Origin of the sequence: Lentzea flava (assembly GCF_014648475.1) — a bacterium.
In the GTDB taxonomy this organism is placed as follows: Bacteria; Actinomycetota; Actinomycetes; order Mycobacteriales; family Pseudonocardiaceae; genus Lentzea; species Lentzea flava.
In genome coordinates, this window is sequence record NZ_BMRE01000021.1 from 93422 (window position 1) to 110850 (window position 17429).

Here is a 17429-nt window from a genome sequence, read left to right on the forward strand (position 1 = left end):
TTACGACATGAGGCTCCGCCTCATCGCCACTGCCGCTGTCACCGCCTGCGCGCTCGCCGGCTGCACCATCGGCGGCAACTCCGGCACTTCATCGACGCCCACCAGCGACGCGGCCAGCCCCGAGGCCGTCGCCTACATGGACAAGGTGTGCGGCGCCGCGTCCGAGTTCGCCAAGGTCGAGAAGACCGCCCCGAAGCTCGACGCCGGCGACTCCGCCAAGCTCAAGGCCGAGATGGCCGCCTACATGGGTCAGCTCGCCGACGCGTTCACCAAGTCGGCGAACGGTCTCAAGAACGTCGGCCCGTCGCCCGTCGCGGGCGGCGAGGAGGCCGTCAACAAGATGGCGGAGGCCTTCACCTCCCTGGGCACCGTCTTCGCCGACGCCAAGACCAAGGTCGAGCAGGCCGACGCGAACAACGCCACCGGAGGCCTCCAGGCCGCGGGCGAGGCCATCGCCAAGCTCTCGGAGCTCGCCGACCCGCTGCGCGACCTCAAGGGTGTTCCCGAGCTGCAGAAGGCGACGCAGAGCGCGCAGAAGTGCCAGGACATGCAGCGCCTCAACGTCACGCCGACGAGCTGAGCGAGGCCGTTCGGAGTAGCTTCCGCCCCATGCGTCGCACAGTCATCGCACTTCTGACGAGCCTGCTCGCGCTCACCGCGTGCAGCAGCGGAGGCTCCTCCACGTCGACGTCGGCCACCCCGAACGAGGCCGACGTCGTGGCGTGGATGGACAAGGTCTGCGGTGCCGTCGACGGCACCGTGAAGGCCATGTCGGACGAGCCGAACATCGACATGAGCGACCCGTCGAAGCTCAAGACGGGCCTCTCGGACTGGCTCGGCAGCAAGATCGCCGCGGTCGACAAGTCGATCTCGGACCTCAAGGGGCTGGAGAACGGCCCGCACCCGAAGTCCAAGGAGCTGGTCTCGACCGCGGAGGAGGGCATGGGCCAGGTCAAGACCCTGCTCACCGACACCAAGTCGAAGCTGGACTCGTCCACCGACGCCACGCAGGTCGTCGCCGCGTTCACCGAGATGGTCAGCAAGGCGGCCACGCTCGAGAAGACCGGCGCCGACGTGCAGAAGAAGTTCGACGAGACGGGTCTCGCCCCTGCCGCCCAGAAGGCGCCGAACTGCAAGGACCTGCAGATCGCGCCGAGTGCCACGCCCACTTCGTAATTCCTGCTCCGCGAGTCGCCCGAACGCGTACTGTTCGGGCGATTCGTGGCTCGGCTGGGGGTTTCGGTGGTTGCACGCTCGTGCGGTGTGGCGTTGGCCTGCGCACTCCTCGTCCTGCTCGGCGGCTGCGGCAACAACAGGTCCGCGCCGAGCCCGCAGACCACGCGCGTTCCCACCGACACGGCGAAGTGGGCTCGGACCTACTGCACCGAGTACGGGTTGTTCGTCAGCGCCAGGCAGGACCCGAAGCTGCGGGACACGTCCGATCCGAAGGCGGCCAAGGCCGCGGCGCTCAAGCTGACGTTCACGGCGATGAACTCCCTGCACGACATCGCCGACGCGACGGAGGATCTCGGGGTCCTCACCCCCGAGGCGAAGGACACCCACGAGCGGCTGGTCGGGTCGCTGCGCGCTGTCGCCGACGGCTACGCCGCCTCTGCGGGGCCCATCGAGGGCCTGGCGGCGGACGCCGGGTTCGGCGCCGCCTTCCGGGACGTGCTCGCGGAGCAGGTCGGATCGAGCGAGGACGACGTCGAGGAGCTGTTCGAGGCCCTCGGCAGGGAGCCCGCGTACGGCAGGGCGCTCGACCAGGACCGCGTGTGCGCCGGAGTGCGATACATGCAGGGCAAATGAGATGCGGACGGGTTCGCCCGAACGTGTACCGTGCAGCGGTCTGGTTCGACCTTTTCTGGGGGATTCACCGTGAACGCACGTTTGTCGATCATCGCTGCCTGCGCGGGTGCCGCGCTCGCCGTCACCGGCTGCTCCGGTGGTGCCGCGCCGTCCACGCAGACCGCGGCACCCACGACCACCACCACGACCCAGCCGGCAGGTGACCCGGTCAAGTGGGCCGGCGCGTTCTGCAGCGGCACCACGCCGGTGCTGACCGGTGCGGTCGAGCTCGTCACCATCGCCGCGGCCAACTCCGACAACCCGGCCGCGCTCAAGGAGGGCATGCTCAAGGTCCTCGACGCCGGCTCGAAGTCGCTGGCCGAGGCCGAGAAGAAGCTCAAGGAGGTCGGCGCGCCCGGCCCGGAGGCCAAGGCCCTGCACGACGAGATGGTGAAGATGTTCGGCGACGGCGCCAAGGAGTACGTGACGGTCGCCGAGCAGGTCAAGAAGATCGACGCGAACGCGCCCGACTTCCTGGGTCAGGTCGAGAAGCTCGGCGGTGAGTCGGCCGACCCGTCGAAGCTGTCCGAGCAGATCAAGAAGCTCGACTCCGACCCGAAGTACAAGGACGCCATCGCGAAGGCGCCGGAGTGCACCGAGATGCGGCAGAAGCTCGGCAAGCTGATCGGCCAGTGACGACGTTTCGCCTGATCGCGGCCGTGCTGAGCGCGGCCGCGATCGCGTCGTGCAGCTCGCCGCCCGCTCCGGTCCAGCAAGGCTGAGCAGGGCAGGGCCGCCGTCAAGGACGCCGAGGTACGCCGAGGCGTTCCGCGCGAACAAGGTGTGCTCGGACTGGCAGGCGCCGGCCAGAGGAAAATAGCCGGAATGAGGACGCCTCTGCTCGCTGCCGTGCTGACCGGTGCCGTCGTGCTGACCGCCTGCGGATCCGACGAGGACAAGCCGCTCACCGACGCGCAGGGCCAGTGGGTGGACGCGTTCTGCGGCGGCCTGCTGCCCGGCATGAAGGCGGGCCAGGAGCTGAAGGGCAAGGATCCCGCCGACCCGGCCGGGATCAAGACCGCCTACCTGAACCTCATCTCGGCCAACACGACCGCGTTCACCGACGCCGAGAAGAAGCTGACGGAGCTCGGCCCGCCCTCCGACGAGCTGAAGGACGTGCACGATCGGCTGACGAAGTACTTCGCCGAGTCGGCCAGGTCGTACGCCGCCGCGCGGGGCCCGGTCGAGAAGCTCGAACCGAACGCAGGGTTCTGGGAGAACGCCGAGCAGGTCCTGACCGAGACCTCGCAGGTCAGCAGCCCGGAAGACCTGCGGGCGACCTTCGACGCGCTGGAGAGGTCGCCCAAGTACGCGGCGGCGCTGGACAAGGCCGGGCCCTGCTCCGGGCTGAGGACCGTCCGGTAACTCGACCGGCGCATTCACAGGCGTCCCACTGGTCACAGTCGAACGCCTGTTCTACTCTGTGGGCCGTGGTTGGGCAGCTGTCCTTCTTCTCGGCCGAGGCGCGCACGCCGGCCAAGGCGGACCTCGCCGGCTTCCTCTGCGGGCCGGGCCAGGCCGTCAGCTTCGCGCGCGGCACGGCGGCTCGCGTGTACGTCGAGCTCAAGGACGAGTGGCGCCTCCAGCCCCTCAGGCAGGCGTGCGCCGAGCGCGGCGTCACGACCGAGCTCTGCGTGAACGAGGAGGGCACGCGGTTCGTCCGCACGCCGTTCCGCACCGATCTCACCGGACTGGCCGCCCGCTGGCTGGACGGATCCGTCAAGAAGGTGCCGGCCGACTTCGAGCTGAACGGAGCAGTGCTGCGGGTCTGGGCGCTGGCCGCTGGCAGCTGGATGGAGTCGGCGTACCTGCTCGGTTTGGACCCCAACGCACCCCAGACACACGAACCGTTGCAAAATGCCCTGCTCGCATCCGGACTTCCGTGCACCCTGGTAGGAGCTCCGGCGTTGCGGGTAACCGGCCGACGAAGGCTGGCACGGCTCGCTGAGCTGGTCGGAAGCCCCCCGCACGGGGTGGCGTGCAGCACCTGGCCGGCGGCCTGAGCGGGCGGTCCGGCAAGGTTGTGTCACTCTGTCTCGTCGTACAGGCGTCGCGGATGGTGTGCTTTTCGGCCGACGCTGGGCAACACTGGCGGGCCTGGGAACCGGGTTTGGAAGAGAGCGGGACGGCGAGTGGCTGGATCGACACGGACGAGAAAGAGCAGCGGAGGAGCGGGCAGCACCCGACGACTTGTGATCGTCGAGTCGCCCACGAAGGCGCGCAAGATCGCCTCCTACCTCGGCTCCAACTTCGTCGTGGAGTCCTCCAGGGGACACATCCGGGACCTGCCGCGCGGTGCCGCCGACGTTCCCGCGAAGTACAAGGGCCAGGCGTGGGCCAGGCTCGGCGTGGACGTCGACCACGACTTCGAGCCCCTCTACGTGGTCTCCGCCGACAAGAAGTCGCTGGTCACCGAGCTCAAGGAAGCGTTGAAGGACGTCGACGAGCTCTACCTCGCGACAGACGGTGACCGCGAGGGCGAGGCCATCGCGTGGCACCTGCTGGAGACGCTCAAGCCCAAGGTCCCGGTTCGCCGGATGGTGTTCCACGAGATCACCGAGTCCGCGATCCAGGCCGCCGCCGCCAACCCCCGTGACCTCGACCAGGACCTGGTCGACGCCCAGGAGACCCGCCGCATCCTCGACCGCCTCTACGGCTACGAGGTCAGCCCGGTGCTGTGGAAGAAGGTCATGCCGAAGCTCTCGGCAGGCCGCGTGCAGTCCGTGGCGACGCGTCTGGTCGTGGAGCGCGAACGCGAGCGCATGAAGTTCGTGAGCGCGAGCTACTGGGACATCTCCGCGCAGATGGACGCCGGTGCCGAGGCCACGCCGCGGCAGTTCGGCGCACGTCTCGTGGCCGTCGACGGCACGCGTCTCGCCACGGGCCGTGACTTCGGCTCGGACGGCAAGCTCACCGGCAAGGCCGACGTCGTCGTGCTGGACGAGGCACAGGCACGCGCCATCGCGGCCGGGCTGGAGAACGCGCCGGTCAAGGTCGCCTCCGTCGAGGAGAAGCCGTACTCGCGCAAGCCGTACGCGCCGTTCATGACCTCGACGCTGCAGCAGGAGGCCGGCCGCAAGCTGCGCTTCTCCGCCGACCGCACGATGCGCACGGCGCAGAAGCTGTACGAGAACGGCTACATCACCTACATGCGTACCGACAGCACCACGCTGTCGGAGACGGCGATCAACGCGGCCCGCACGCAGGCGACGGACCTCTACGGCGCGCAGTACGTCTCGCCGCAGCCGCGCCAGTACAACCGCAAGGTCAAGAACGCGCAGGAGGCGCACGAGGCGATCAGGCCGGCGGGAGAGGTCTTCCGCACGCCCGGTCAGGTGGCCGCCGAGCTCGACGCGGACGAGTTCAAGCTCTACGAGATGATCTGGCAGCGCACGATCGCGTCCCAGATGGCCGACGCGCGCGGCAACACGACCAGCGTCCGGATCGTCGGCAAGGCCGCGACCGGCCAGGAGGTCACGTTCGCCGCGTCCGGCCGCACGATCACGTTCGCCGGCTTCCTCAAGGCCTACGTCGAGAGCATCGACGCCGAGGCCGGTGGCGAGTCGGACGACGCGGAGTCACGCCTGCCGCAGCTCGTCAAGGACCAGGACCTGACGATCGCGGAGCTGTCCGCTGACGGCCACACCACCTCGCCGCCCTCGCGCTACACCGAGCCGTCGCTGATCAAGACGATGGAGGAGCTCGGCATCGGCCGTCCCTCCACGTACTCGTCGATCATCAGCACCATCCAGGACCGCGGCTACGTGTGGAAGAAGGGCGCGGCGCTGGTCCCGTCGTGGGTGGCGTTCGCCGTGGTCGGGCTGATGGAGAACCACTTCGGCCGGCTCGTCGACTACGACTTCACCGCAGCGCTGGAGGACGAGCTGGACGGCATCGCCGCCGGTCGCCAGCAGCGCACGACGTGGCTCTCCGGGTTCTACTTCGGCGGTTCGGTCGGCCCCGACGGCTCGATCGGCCGCTCCGGTGGCCTGAAGAAGCTGGTCGGCACCGGTGTCGAGGACATCGACCCGCGCGAGGTCAACTCGATCCCGCTGTTCAGCGACGCCGAGGGCCGCACGGTCGTGGTGCGCGTCGGGCGGTTCGGGCCGTACCTGGAGCGCGAGGTCGACGGTGCCGCGCAGCGCGCCAACCTGCCGGACGACCTGCCGCCGGACGAGCTGACCGCGGAGATCGCCGAGAAGCTGTTCTCGACGCCGCAGGAGGGCCGTTCGCTCGGCACCGACCCGGTCTCCGGCAACGAGATCGTGGCCAAGGAAGGCCGCTTCGGCCCGTACGTGACCGAGGTGCTGCCGGAGTCGTCGGACAACGGCAAGAAGGCGCCGAAGCCGCGCACCGGCTCGCTGTTCAAGTCGATGTCGCTGGACACCGTGACGCTGGAAGACGCGTTGAAGCTGCTCTCGCTGCCGCGCGTGGTCGGCAAGGACCCGGAGACGGGCGCCGAGATCACCGCGCAGAACGGCCGCTACGGCCCGTACCTGAAGAAGGGCACGGACTCGCGGTCGCTCGCCAGCGAGGACCAGATCTTCACGGTGACGCTGGACGAGGCCCTGAAGATCTACGCCGAGCCGAAGAAGCGCGGCCGTTCCGCCGCCGCGGCGCCGCCGTTGCGCGAGCTGGGCAACGACCCGGTGTCCGGCAAGCCGATGGTGATCAAGGACGGCCGGTTCGGCCCGTACGTCACCGACGGCGAGTCGAACGCGTCGTTGCGCAAGACGGACAGCGTCGAGACGATCACCGACGAGCGCGCGGCCGAGCTGCTGGCGGAGAAGCGCGCCAAGGGGCCGGTCAAGAAGAAGGCTCCTGCCAAGAAGCCCGCCGCGAAGAAGCCCGCGGCGACCAAGAAGGCTCCTGCCAAGTCGAAGAGCTGAACCAGAGGAGGTGGCGGTGCCGAATTCCGACTTCGGTCCGGACGGGACCCAGGCCCCGCCGCCTCCCCGGCTGTTCCCCGATCCCCTCGCGGGACTGGTGACGGCCGACACGTGGATCGCTCCTCAGTGGACTTCCGGGTACTCCACGTCACGTGTGTCGGTGCCGACACCGCCGACGCCGACCGAGGAGATGCGCCAGGCGATCTGGACCGCGATGGAGCAGGAGCACCGGCGGCCGCGCGGCCGCCGTCAGCGCGCACCCCAGGAGCAGGGCGTGGCGGTTCCGCAGATGCCCGCGCAAATGCCTGTGGTGCAACAACAACAGCCCGCCAAGCAGTCGGGTGGCGTGGCGGCGTTCATCGGCTGTCTGATCGTGATCGGCTTCTTCGTGCTCGTGGTCGTCAACATCCTCGGGGCGATCTTCAGCGGCTGAGGCTGAGAGTCCGGCGACCTCGCGCGCCCGCTCCGGTTACGCTGACCGAACGGAGCAGGTCGATTTGGGGTGACTGACATTCAGGACGCGGACACAGGAGTGACCGAGGCAGGCCGGACGGGGCAGGCCCAGTCCAGCGTGTCCACGGTCCACCGGCTGCGCTCGGTGCTGGCCATCAGGCCGTTCCGGAGGCTGTGGCTGGTCACCTACCTGTGCAGCGTCGGTGACTGGCTGTCGCTGCTCGCGTTGACCGGTCTGGTCTCCGAGATGATGAACAGCTACCAGTGGCAGTCGTTCGCGCTGTCGCTGGTCGTGCTCACACAGCTGCTGCCCGGCATCCTCTTCGCGCCGCTCGGCGGTGTGCTCGCGGACCGGTTCGACCGCCGCAAGGTGATGGTGGCCTGCGACGTCCTGCGCGGGTCGCTGTTCATCTCGATCGCACTGGTCGGGTCGCCGATCTGGCTCTTCGTCGCGAACTTCCTGGTCGGCTGCTGCGCGATGCTGTGGATCCCGGCCAAGGAGTCGGCGGTCCCGAACCTGCTGCGCCGTCCCGACCAGGTGGAGTCGGCGAACCAGCTCGGCCTGGTGATGACCTACGGCATCTCCACGATCAGCGGTTTCGGCCTGTACTCGCTGATCGCGGGCATCCCCGGCTACCTGAACCTGCAGGGCGGGAACCTCGAGTTCCGCATCGCGACGATCGCCGTGATGATCAACGGCCTGCTGTACTTCACCTCGGCGATCCTGGTCGCGACCCGGTTGCCGGAGCTGTCCGGCCGCGTCTCGTCGACCCGCAAGAAGGAGGCCGACAAGCCGGGCTTCGTCGCGATGTTCCGCGACGGCCTGCGGTTCGCCGCCGCGACGCCGCTGGTCCGCGGCCTGGTGATAGGCATGATCGGCGCGTTCGCCGCGGCCGGTGTCGTGATCGCCACGGCGAAGCTCTACGCGCAGTCGCTGCTCGGTGGCGCCTCGACGTTCGGCCTGCTCTTCGTGGCCGTGTTCGTCGGCCTGGCGATCGGCATGGCGACCGCGCCCCGGCTGGCCCAGCGCCTCGCCTACAACCGCCTGTTCGGCGTGACGATCGTGGCGGCCGGCATCACGCTGGTCGTGGTCGCCCTGGCGCCGCACCTGTGGATCGCGCTGCTGACCGTGGCCCTGGTCGGCGCGTGCGCCGGCGTCGCGTTCCTGACCGGCCTGACGATCGTCGGCTCGCAGGTCGAGGACGAGATGCGCGGCCGCACGGTCGCGTTGATCCAGTCGCTGCTCAAGATCGTCCTGTTCGGCGCGTCGGCAGGCGCGCCGCTGCTGGTCGCCCTGCTGCAGAAGCGCCAGGTCAGCGTGTTCGGCCACCCGATGGAGGTCGACGCGACCCGTCCGGTGATGCTCGGCGGCGCCGTGATCGCGATCATCCTCGGCCTCGTCGCGTACCGGCAGATGGACGACCGCCGCGAGGAGCCGGTGCTGTCGTCGCTCTTCGCCGCCATTCGCGGCCGCCGCAACACCAAGGGCCTGCTGATCGCGGTCGAGGGCGACACCCGCGAGGACACCTCGGTGCAGGCCAGGCGCCTGGCCGCCGCCCTGCGTGCCGAGGGTCTCGACGTGCTGCTCGCCGCCGATCCCGAACACGACGAACGCCGTCTGCGCACGATGCTGTCCTCGGCCGAGCTGGCCGGCGTACGCGCTCAGGCCCTGGTCGCCGCCGCCGTGCGGGCCGATGTCGTCGAACGGCAGGTGCGCCCTGCTCTGGACGAGGGCTCCGTCGTGGTGATGGAGCGCTACGTCGACTCACCGCTCGCGCACTTCACCGCCACCAGCTCGCTGGAGCACCAGGAGCTGGAAGGCCTGGTCGACTGGGCCACCGGCCGCCTGCGCCCCGACCTGACGATCCTGCTGGACCGGCCGGTCACCGACGGCAAGTCGATCGCCCTGGAACACCACTGGCGCGTGCAGCGGCTGCTGAGCGAGATGGCCGCCGCCGACCCGGACCGCTACGTCGTGGTCGAGGCCGACGGCGACGCGGACGTGGTGGCCGAGCGCGTCCGGTCCGCTGTCGTGCCGCTGCTGGCCACCCGCAAGCGGGCGGTCCCCGAAGCCGCGGTCTGAGCGTTCGCTGGAAGACTTGCAGCCATGAGCGTGTGGGACGAGGTGGTCGGGCAGCCTGACGCGGTGGCGACTTTGTCCGCGGCTGCCGAGGCCGCGGCCACGATCGTGGCGGGTGGGACGCCGGCGCCCGGCGTGATGACGCACGCCTGGCTGTTCACCGGACCGCCCGGATCCGGTCGTTCGTCCACCGCGCGTGCCTTCGCCGGTGCCCTGCAGTGCGTGGTGACGGATGATCGTCCGGGCTGTGGTCAGTGCACCGGCTGCCGGACGGCGTTGCACGGCACCCACGCCGACGTGCGGGTCGTGACTCCGGAGGGACTGTCGATCTCGGTGGCCGAGATGCGTGCCCTCGTGCAGATCTCCGCTCGCCGGCCCACCTCGGGACGGTGGCAGGTCGTGATCATCGAGGACGCCGACCGGTTGACGGAGGGCGCGGCCAACGCCCTGCTGAAGGCCGTCGAAGAGCCGCCGGAGCGGACGGTGTTCCTGCTGTGCGCGCCTTCCGACCACCCCGACGACGTGTCGGTGACCATCCGTTCGCGCTGCCGCCTGGTGTCGCTGGGCTCGCCGCGGCCGGCTGCCATCGCCGCGGCGTTGGAGTCGGTGGACGGCGTCGCGCCCGAGATGGCTCAGTGGGCGGCTTCCGTCTGCGGCGGGCACGTCGGTCGTGCGCGTCGCCTGGCGGTCGACGAGGAGGCCCGGTCCCGGCGCGAGGCGGTGCTGCGGATCCCGTTGGCGCTGCGGAAACCCGCCGACGTGTTCACCTGCGCCGACGAGCTGATCAAGGCCGCGGAGGAGGACGCCACCACGGCCAACGAGGCCCGCAACGAGGCCGAGCGGGCCGCGTTGGAGACCGCGATGGGCGCGGGTGGCACCGGCAAGGGCACCGCTGCCGCCACCCGTGGCGCCAAGGGTGCGTTGAAGGATCTGGAGAAGCGGCAGAAGTCGCGTGCCACCCGGACCCAGCGCGACTCGCTGGACATGGCGCTGGTGGACCTCGCCGGGTTCTACCGGGACGCGCTGGTGACGAAGACCGGGTCCGAGGCCGCGTTGATGCACCCGGACCGTGCCGGGGACTCGAAGACGGCGGCCGCCCAGTGGTCGCAGGAGTCGATCCTGCGGCGGCTGGAGGCGGTGCTGGCCTGCCGCGAGGCGATCGAGGTCAACGTGAAGCCGCGCATCGCGATCGAGGCGATGGTGACGACGCTGCACCGGGGCTGAGTCCGGTGGGCCGCCGCCGGGTCAGGTGGCTGCGCGTCGGTGCCGATCAGTACGTCTGGTCTGTCCGGCACGCTCACGACGACGGTGTCTGTCGTGAGTTCGTCCGGCTGACCCGTGACGGTGCGCCGGGGCAGCTCGTGCTGGTGTTCCGGTCCGGTGACGGCGTTTACGCGCACGCGGGCGCGGTGCAGCACCCCGACGGACGAGTCCTGAACTTCAACCTGCCACGGGTGATCCGCGCCGTGCTCGACGAGGCGATCGACCGCGGCTGGCAGCCCGACGCCCACTGGGAGCTCGACGGGTGGCCGTGGTTCGACGCGCTGAGCCGCCGATCAGACCCAGCCGAGAGCCGCTGACACCTCGTCCGCCGCCCGCAGCACCCGCGGCCCGAGCGCGATCAGCTCGGGCAGCGAGTGCTCCATCGCCAGCGAGGACGCCGAAAGCCCGCCGATCACCACGCCCGTGTGGTCGCGGATCGCGGCGCCCACACACCGCACACCGATCTCGTTCTCCTCGTCGTCCAGCGCGAACCGCGACCGCCGCACCCGCGTCAGCTGCGACTTCAGCCGGGAGGACGAGGTGATCGTGCGCGGGGTGCGGCCCGGCAGCCCCACCCGTTCGATGTACGCGTCCAGCTCGGAGGCGGACATCGAGGCCAGCACGGCCTTGCCGATGGCCGTCCCGTGCGCGGGCAGCGACATGCCCAGCCGGGACGCCATGCGGTACGGCTTGTTGGCCTCGATCTTGTCCACGTAGACCAGTTCGTCGCCGAAGAGCACGGCCAGGTGCACCGTGCAGCCCGTCGACTCCTGCAACGAGCGCAGGAACGGCCGGGCCCGCTCCACCGCGTCCAGCGGCCGGAGGACCTTGCCCGCCAGGGCGAGCACCCGCGGACCGGTCAGGTAGCCGTCCGAGCCGAGGGTGGCGAAGCCCCTGTCCACCATCGTCTGCAGCAGGCGGTGGACCGTGGACTTCGGCAGGCCGGTCACCCGCGCGATGTCCGTGATGCGCGTGTGGTCGGCCAGGGCCTCCAGCACGGCGAGCGTTTTTTCGACGGCGGTATCGGTCATCTCGCCAGCCAGCCTCCATCGACCACGAGCACGTGTCCGGTCACATAATCGGACGCCGTGGACGAAAGGAACACCGCCGGGCCCACCAGATCTTCCGGGGTGCCCCAGCGGCCGGCCGGGATGCGGCCCCTGATCGCGGGTTCGCGGTCGGGGTCGGCGCGCAGCGGGGCCGTGTTGTTGGTTTCGATGTAGCCCGGCGCGATGGCGTTGACCTGCACGTTCGACGCGGCCCACTCGTTGGCGAGGAGCTTCGTCATGCCGACGAGCGCGTGCTTGGACGCGGTGTAGGCCGAGACGAGAATCCCGCCCTGAAAGGACAGCAGCGACGCGATGTTCACGACCTTGCCGCTGCCGCGCGCCACCATCTGACGGCCGCACAGCTTCGAGATCTCGAACGCCGAGTCGAGGTTCACGGCCATCACCCGCTGCCAGTCCGACAACGACACGTCGACGGCCGGGCCGCGGTGGATCGTTCCGGCGTTGTTGACCAGCACGTCGACCTCGTGATCGCGCAGCACCGGTGCCAGCGCGGGCTCGACCGACGCCGGATCCGACAGGTCGATCGACACCGTGGCGACGGCGGGGGCCACGTCGGACAGGTCGCCGCGGCCCACGAGGATCAACTGTGCGCCAGCCTCGTGCAGGCCGCGTGCGATCGCTCGGCCGATGCCCGTGCGGGCGCCGGTCACCAGCGCCGTTTTGCCTTCGAGGGAGAAGCTCACCGCAGCTCCGTCACGGCGACCTGGTCCATGTCGTCGTAGGCCTGGTTCTCGCCGCCCATGGCCCAGACGAAGGTGTACGAGTGCGTGCCTGCTCCACTGTGGACAGACCAGGACGGGGAGATCACGGCTTCTTCGTTGCGCACCACGATGTTGCGGGTGTTCTGGGGCTCGCCGCAGAGGTGGATGACCCGGTGGTCCTCCGGGAGGTCGAAGTACAGGTAGCACTCGGTGCGGCGGTCGTGGGTGTGCGGCGGCATGGTGTTCCAGACGCTGCCCGGCGCCAGCGACGTCACGCCCAGCACGAGCTGCGACGAGCGGATGCCGTCCGCGTGCACGAACTTGCGGATCTCGCGGACGTTGGCCGTCTCCTGCGCGCCCATCTTCAGCACGTCGACCTCGTCGAAGCGCGCGACGGCGGTGGGGAACGAGGCGTGCGACGGGGTGGAGAAGAGGTAGAAGCGGGTGTCCTCGTCGGCGGCGTGGAACTCGACGTCGACGGCGCCCTGGCCCACGTAGAGGCAGTCGCGCGTACCGAGTTTGTGCTCGGTTCCGTCCACGGTCACCGTTCCGGAACCGCGGATCGCGAGCACGGCGAGCTCGCGGCGTTCGCAGAAGTGCGCCGATCGCAGCGGGGGAGCGCTGTCGAGCTTAAGCGGACGGCCTGGTGACGGGGTCGCGCCGCCCAGCACGATGCGGTCCTCGTGCGTGTAGACCGTGCGGATCTTGCCCGGTACGAAGAGGTCGTCCACGAGGTAGTGCTGCCGCAGCCCGTCCGTGTCGAATCCCGGCAACTGCGCCGGATGGGTCGAGTGCCTGATTTGCATCTGGGGATGCCTTCCGATCGGGGCGGCGGAGTGACACGATGTGCGCCGACCAACATGGAACTACGTTCCGTGGACTGGAACAAGCCTCCCGTCTCCACGCCGCCGGAGACCTGTTCAGGCTTAGGAAAGGCGGCCTTGGTGTACCAGCAGAACCCGAATCCGACAGGATCGTTGTTCCTGTCGGCTCTGCTCGCGTTGATACCGCTCGTTGCCGTGCTCGTGCTGCTCGGCGGTTTCAAGTGGAAGGCTCACTGGGCGGGGTTGACCGCCCTCGTGCTCGCGATCGGCGTCGCGATCCTCGGCTACTCGATGCCGCTCGGGCAGGCGCTCAACTCGGCGGCGTTCGGCGCGGCGACCAGCGTGCTCGTGGTCCTGTGGATCACGTTCAACGCCATCTGGATCTACAACCTCACCGTCCACAGCGGACACTTCGCCGTGCTGCGCAGGTCGTTCAGCTCGATCTCGGACGACCAGCGCGTGCAGGCGATCGTCATCGCGTTCTCGTTCGGCGCGCTGCTCGAAGCTCTGGCCGGCGGCGGCGGTCCGGTCGCGATCTGCTCGGTCATGTTGATCGCCTTGGGCGTCGACCCGATGAAGGCGGTGGCGTTGTCGCTGATCGCCGACACCTCGCCGGTGGCGTTCGGCGGCATGGGCAACCCGATCACGGTCCTCAACACGGTCACCGGGCTGCCCGCTGACACGTTCGGCGCGATGACCGGCCGTCAGGTGCCGTTCCTGGCGATGCTCGTGCCGTTCGTGCTGATCTTCGTGGTGGACGGCAAGCGCGGCTTCAAGCAGGCGTGGCCCGCGGCGCTCGTGGCGGGCGGCTCGTTCGCGATCACGCAGTACCTGGTCTCGAACTTCTGGTCCTACAAGCTGTGCGACATCATCGCGGCCGTCGTCTCGGTGCTCGCGGTGATCGTGCTGGCACGGGTGTGGCAGCCGGAACGGTCGATCCCGCCGGTCATCGCGGGTGGTGCGGCGACGGACTCCCGGCGCGACGTGATCGTGGCGTTCACCCCGTACGCGATCATCGTGGCGATCTTCTCGATCGCGCAGATCCTGCCGGTGAAGAAGTTCCTCGACTCGCTGACGTACAAGTTCGCGTGGCCCGGCATGCACCTCGTCGCGCCGAACGGCAAGCCGATCAAGGTCGAGTACGCGTTCAACTGGGCGTCCGCGACGGGCTCGCTGCTGTTCCTCTCCGGCCTGATCACGCTGGTGGTGCTGGGGATCGGCGCTCGCAAGGGACTGGAGATCTACGGCCAGACGATCAGGCAGTTCAGCTGGGCGATCCTGGCGATCCTCGCGGTGTTCTCGCTGTCGTACGTCATGAACTACTCGGGCCAGATCACGACGCTGGGCCTGTGGCTCGCGGGGACCGGCGCGTTCTTCGCGTTCCTGTCGCCGGTCGTGGGCTGGTTCGGCGTCGCGATCACCGGCACGGACGCGGGCTCCAACGCGTTGTTCGGCGGCCTGCAGGTCACCGCGGCCCAGCAGCTCGGCACGTCGCCGTTCCTGTTCGGCGCCTCGAACAGCTCGGGTGGCGTGATGGCGAAGATGATCTCGCCGCAGAACCTCGCCATCGGCACCGCGGCGGCTGGTCTCGTGGGACGCGAGGGCGACCTGTTCCGCAAGGTGTTCGGCTGGAGTCTGTTGCTGCTGCTGGCGATGTGCGTGATCGCGTACCTGCAGGCCACACCGGTGCTCGGATGGATGGTGCCATGACGTTCAGTCGTCGAACTCTGCTCGGCGCGGCCGCCGCGAGTCCCGTCGCTCTGTCGGCCGCGCCGGCGGAAGCGTCCTCGTCGTTGTTCCGCGAGTCGTTGGACTACGCGCTCGGGAAGCTGAGGCAGGTAGCCCCGAACGTCACCTCGTTCCCCGAGGAGACGAAGTTCGAGAAGTGGGTCTACGTCAACTCCGGCGGCTGGGTCGGCGGGTTCTGGCCCGGCATGCACTGGCTCGCGTTCCTCGACAGCGGCGACGAGCAGTTCAGGAAGTGGGCCGTGGAGTCGGCGCTGAGGCTGTCCCCGCGGCGCACCGACACGTCGATCCACGACCTGGGCTTCCTGTTTTACCCGTCGTGGGTGACCGCGTACCGGCTCACCGGTGACGCCTCCTGGCGTGACGGCGCGGTGCAGGCGGCGTCGTCGTTGATCCAGCGGTACAACGACAAGGGCCGCTTCATCAGGGCGTGGGGAGCGCTCGGCACGCCGAACAACGCGGGCCGCGCGATCATGGACACGATGATGAACCTCGACCTGCTGACGTTCGCGTCGGAGCAGACAGGGGATCCGCGGTACCTGGACGTCGCCGTGGCACACGCTTTGACGACCCGAGCGAAGTTCATCAGGCCGGACGGTTCGACGCCGCACGTCTTCGACTTCGATCCGGAGACCGGCGCGGACATCGGCCCCAACACGAACCAGGGCTACAGCCCGACGTCGTGCTGGTCGCGCGGTCAGGCGTGGGGCATCTACGGCTTCACGACGATGTACCGGCGCACGCGGCGTCGTGAGTTCCTGGAGGCCGCGCGAAAACTCGCGGACTTCGCGCTGGACGCCCTCACCCCGGACCACATTCCGGTGTGGGACTACCGCTCACCGTTGGCGCCCAACGACGTCAAGGACTCGTCGGCGGGCGCCATCATGGCGTGCGGCCTGATCGACCTCGCCGCCGCCTCGGGACGCATCGGCTACCGGCTGGCAGCGCTGCGCATCCTGGACGCGTTGTGCCGCACGTGTCTGACGACCCGTTCCGAACGGCACGAGGCGATCCTGGCGCGCGGCACCCGCAACCGGCGGATCGAGGTCGGCATCGAGGTGTCCCTGCCCTACGGCGACTACTACCTCATGGAGGCGTTGCTCAGGGTTCTGAAACCTCGGGAGCTCGCACGCGCGATCGGCCTCTGACCGGCAGCGCGGCGACCAGGACCACGCCCGCGAGCAGCAGTCCCGTGCCGGTCCAGAACAGCGGGATCGACTGGTACGCGGCGTTGGTGTAGGCGAGCGGCGGCGTCTTCTGCTCCGGAGGCGCCGCCCCGCCGCCCGGTTGCGGGGTCTGGGGTGGCTGCGCGGTCCCGCAGACCACGCCACCCTGCGGCGCCGCTGCCCGCACGATCTGCTCGCCGAGCGAGATCTGCGCGAGCGCCGTCGGCAGGTTCGGCAGCTTCAGCTTGTCCGTCGGCAGCAGCTGCACGTCGAGCATCCGAGCCGTGGCACCGAGCTGGAAGCCGCTGAACCCGTTGCCCGTGAAGCTCGCCTTCTTCTCGTTGAGCCCGGCGATCTGCAACTTGATGACGACCAGGTCGAGCAGCAGCGGCACGTCCAGCACCGGGTGCGCGGCATCGAGCGTGCCGAGCTCCTTGCCGTTCTGGCTGACCTTCAGCACCGGCGCCGTGTAGGTGATCTTCGACGTCTTCTCGTCCCCGGTAGCCGTGGCCGTGAGCGTCGGCGGGCTCACGACATCGATCTTGACCCCGCCCGCGATCTCCACGCTGACCGCACGCATCGTCGAGGTCGACTCGACGGCCTTGTTCTTGCTCCCCGGCAGGTCGACCAGCCTCACCTGCGAGTTCGCCTCGAACGTGTCCGGGACGCTGACCAGGCTGCTCTTGGCGGGCAACGGCACCTCGGCCGGCAACGCGCTCAGCACCTCGAGCCCGGCGAGGGAGGTGCGAGCGGTCGCCAGCGGGCTGATGCACGGCCCGAGCTTCTCGTCCCACCGCGCGTGCACGCTGCCGTTGAGCACCCGCAGCTTCCCGAGCGGCGTCTCGGGAATCGGCAGCCCGCCGCTCGTCGGCTCGGGGTTGTCCGGAATCGCCGTCTGCACGAGCGTCCCCGGCGCCTGCGGCGACCGCCCCGCCACCGCGAACCCGAACGGGTTGGCCTGCGTGACCACCCGCTCGGTGCTCAGGTACGCCTCGGTGTTGACCTGCGCACTGGCGAGCCCCAGCCCGAACTCGGTGACCGACTGCTTCGGCAGCTGGTCGCCGAGCCCGGGCAGGATCGTGTTCGTGGGCACCCCCTGAGGCCCAAGACGCACGACGGTCAACCCCGTCCCCGCATCCCCGACAGCGTGCGCAAGCGATTGCGGCCCGTTGGGCGCCGATGCGGGCGGCTGGTTCGGATCACGCGGCCCCGGCACCGGCGTGGTGGGAGGCTGCGCGAGCGCGGGCGCCGCGACGAGCGCGAGCAGCACCCCGGCCAGCGGCACGGACAACGATCGGCGCATGAACCACTCCTCGGCGGTGAGAAGGTGGTGACATCGGTCACGGTCCGTACAACGAAGCCGACCCCCGTGAGTGACGGGTCTTCGGA

17 protein-coding genes are annotated in these 17429 nt (G+C 69.5%); 13 read left to right on the top strand and 4 right to left on the bottom strand.

Going from position 1 to position 17429, the window contains the following annotated elements; all coding sequences use genetic code 11:
* The first annotated feature begins 7 nt into the window (after positions 1-7).
* The 11 genes from IEZ09_RS23785 (at position 8) to IEZ09_RS23835 (ending at position 10850) form a co-directional block, all read left to right on the top strand.
* Entirely contained in the window at positions 8-580 is a 573-nt protein-coding gene (locus IEZ09_RS23785) for a hypothetical protein (protein ID WP_189255948.1), read from the top strand.
* Between the two features lie 29 nt (positions 581-609).
* Entirely contained in the window at positions 610-1176 is a 567-nt protein-coding gene (locus IEZ09_RS23790) for a hypothetical protein (RefSeq protein WP_189255949.1), read from the top strand.
* A 93-nt stretch (positions 1177-1269) separates the two neighbouring features.
* Positions 1270-1809: a hypothetical protein gene (locus tag IEZ09_RS23795; RefSeq protein WP_189255950.1), complete on the top strand. Its 540-nt coding sequence runs from the start codon at positions 1270-1272 to the stop codon at positions 1807-1809.
* A 69-nt stretch (positions 1810-1878) separates the two neighbouring features.
* Entirely contained in the window at positions 1879-2484 is a 606-nt protein-coding gene (locus IEZ09_RS23800) for a hypothetical protein (protein WP_189255951.1), read from the top strand.
* 189 nt (positions 2485-2673) lie between these two features.
* The gene (locus tag IEZ09_RS23805; RefSeq protein ID WP_189255952.1) at positions 2674-3213 is read left to right on the top strand and encodes a hypothetical protein; all 540 of its coding nucleotides are present in this window, start codon (positions 2674-2676) and stop codon (positions 3211-3213) included.
* Positions 3214-3278: 65 nt separating this feature from the next.
* Positions 3279-3851, top strand: coding sequence for a hypothetical protein (locus IEZ09_RS23810; protein ID WP_189255953.1), 573 nt, complete (start codon positions 3279-3281; stop codon positions 3849-3851).
* A gap of 129 nt (positions 3852-3980) precedes the next feature.
* The gene (topA, locus tag IEZ09_RS23815; protein WP_189255954.1) at positions 3981-6737 is read left to right on the top strand and encodes a type I DNA topoisomerase; all 2757 of its coding nucleotides are present in this window, start codon (positions 3981-3983) and stop codon (positions 6735-6737) included.
* A 16-nt stretch (positions 6738-6753) separates the two neighbouring features.
* On the top strand, positions 6754-7170 hold the full coding sequence (locus IEZ09_RS23820; RefSeq protein ID WP_189255955.1) for a hypothetical protein: 417 nt from the start codon (positions 6754-6756) through the stop codon (positions 7168-7170).
* 69 nt (positions 7171-7239) lie between these two features.
* Positions 7240-9273: a bifunctional MFS transporter/dTMP kinase gene (locus IEZ09_RS23825; RefSeq protein WP_189255956.1), complete on the top strand. Its 2034-nt coding sequence runs from the start codon at positions 7240-7242 to the stop codon at positions 9271-9273.
* Between the two features lie 24 nt (positions 9274-9297).
* Positions 9298-10494, top strand: a complete 1197-nt coding sequence (locus IEZ09_RS23830; RefSeq protein ID WP_189255957.1) for a DNA polymerase III subunit delta' — start codon at positions 9298-9300, stop codon at positions 10492-10494.
* Positions 10495-10499: 5 nt separating this feature from the next.
* Entirely contained in the window at positions 10500-10850 is a 351-nt protein-coding gene (locus IEZ09_RS23835) for a hypothetical protein (RefSeq protein WP_189255958.1), read from the top strand.
* Here the strand turns inward: IEZ09_RS23835 and IEZ09_RS23840 are convergent.
* The 3 genes from IEZ09_RS23840 to kduI are packed head-to-tail and all read right to left on the bottom strand — an operon-like array spanning position 10827 to position 13110.
* Positions 10827-11564: an IclR family transcriptional regulator gene (locus IEZ09_RS23840; protein ID WP_189255959.1), complete on the bottom strand. Its 738-nt coding sequence runs from the start codon at positions 11562-11564 to the stop codon at positions 10827-10829. The genes IEZ09_RS23835 and IEZ09_RS23840 overlap by 24 nt on opposite strands.
* Positions 11561-12286 carry an SDR family oxidoreductase gene (locus IEZ09_RS23845; RefSeq protein ID WP_189255960.1) on the bottom strand — a complete coding sequence of 242 codons (726 nt, stop codon included), beginning with the start codon at positions 12284-12286 and terminating at the stop codon, positions 11561-11563. Before IEZ09_RS23845 ends, IEZ09_RS23840 begins: the two co-directional genes overlap by 4 nt.
* Positions 12283-13110, bottom strand: coding sequence for a 5-dehydro-4-deoxy-D-glucuronate isomerase (kduI, locus tag IEZ09_RS23850; protein WP_189255961.1), 828 nt, complete (start codon positions 13108-13110; stop codon positions 12283-12285). The genes IEZ09_RS23845 and kduI overlap by 4 nt, the downstream gene beginning before the upstream one ends.
* Before the next feature lie 138 nt (positions 13111-13248).
* On the opposite strand from kduI, the gene IEZ09_RS23855 reads away from it, so the two are divergent.
* The gene (locus IEZ09_RS23855; protein WP_229812880.1) at positions 13249-14838 is read left to right on the top strand and encodes an L-lactate permease; all 1590 of its coding nucleotides are present in this window, start codon (positions 13249-13251) and stop codon (positions 14836-14838) included.
* The gene (locus IEZ09_RS23860; RefSeq protein ID WP_189255963.1) at positions 14835-16022 is read left to right on the top strand and encodes a glycoside hydrolase family 88 protein; all 1188 of its coding nucleotides are present in this window, start codon (positions 14835-14837) and stop codon (positions 16020-16022) included. The genes IEZ09_RS23855 and IEZ09_RS23860 overlap by 4 nt, the downstream gene beginning before the upstream one ends.
* Here IEZ09_RS23860 and IEZ09_RS23865 read toward each other — a convergent pair.
* Positions 15976-17343, bottom strand: a complete 1368-nt coding sequence (locus IEZ09_RS23865; protein WP_189255964.1) for a hypothetical protein — start codon at positions 17341-17343, stop codon at positions 15976-15978. The two genes, IEZ09_RS23860 and IEZ09_RS23865, sit on opposite strands and share 47 nt — an antisense overlap.
* Positions 17344-17429: the final 86 nt, after the last annotated feature.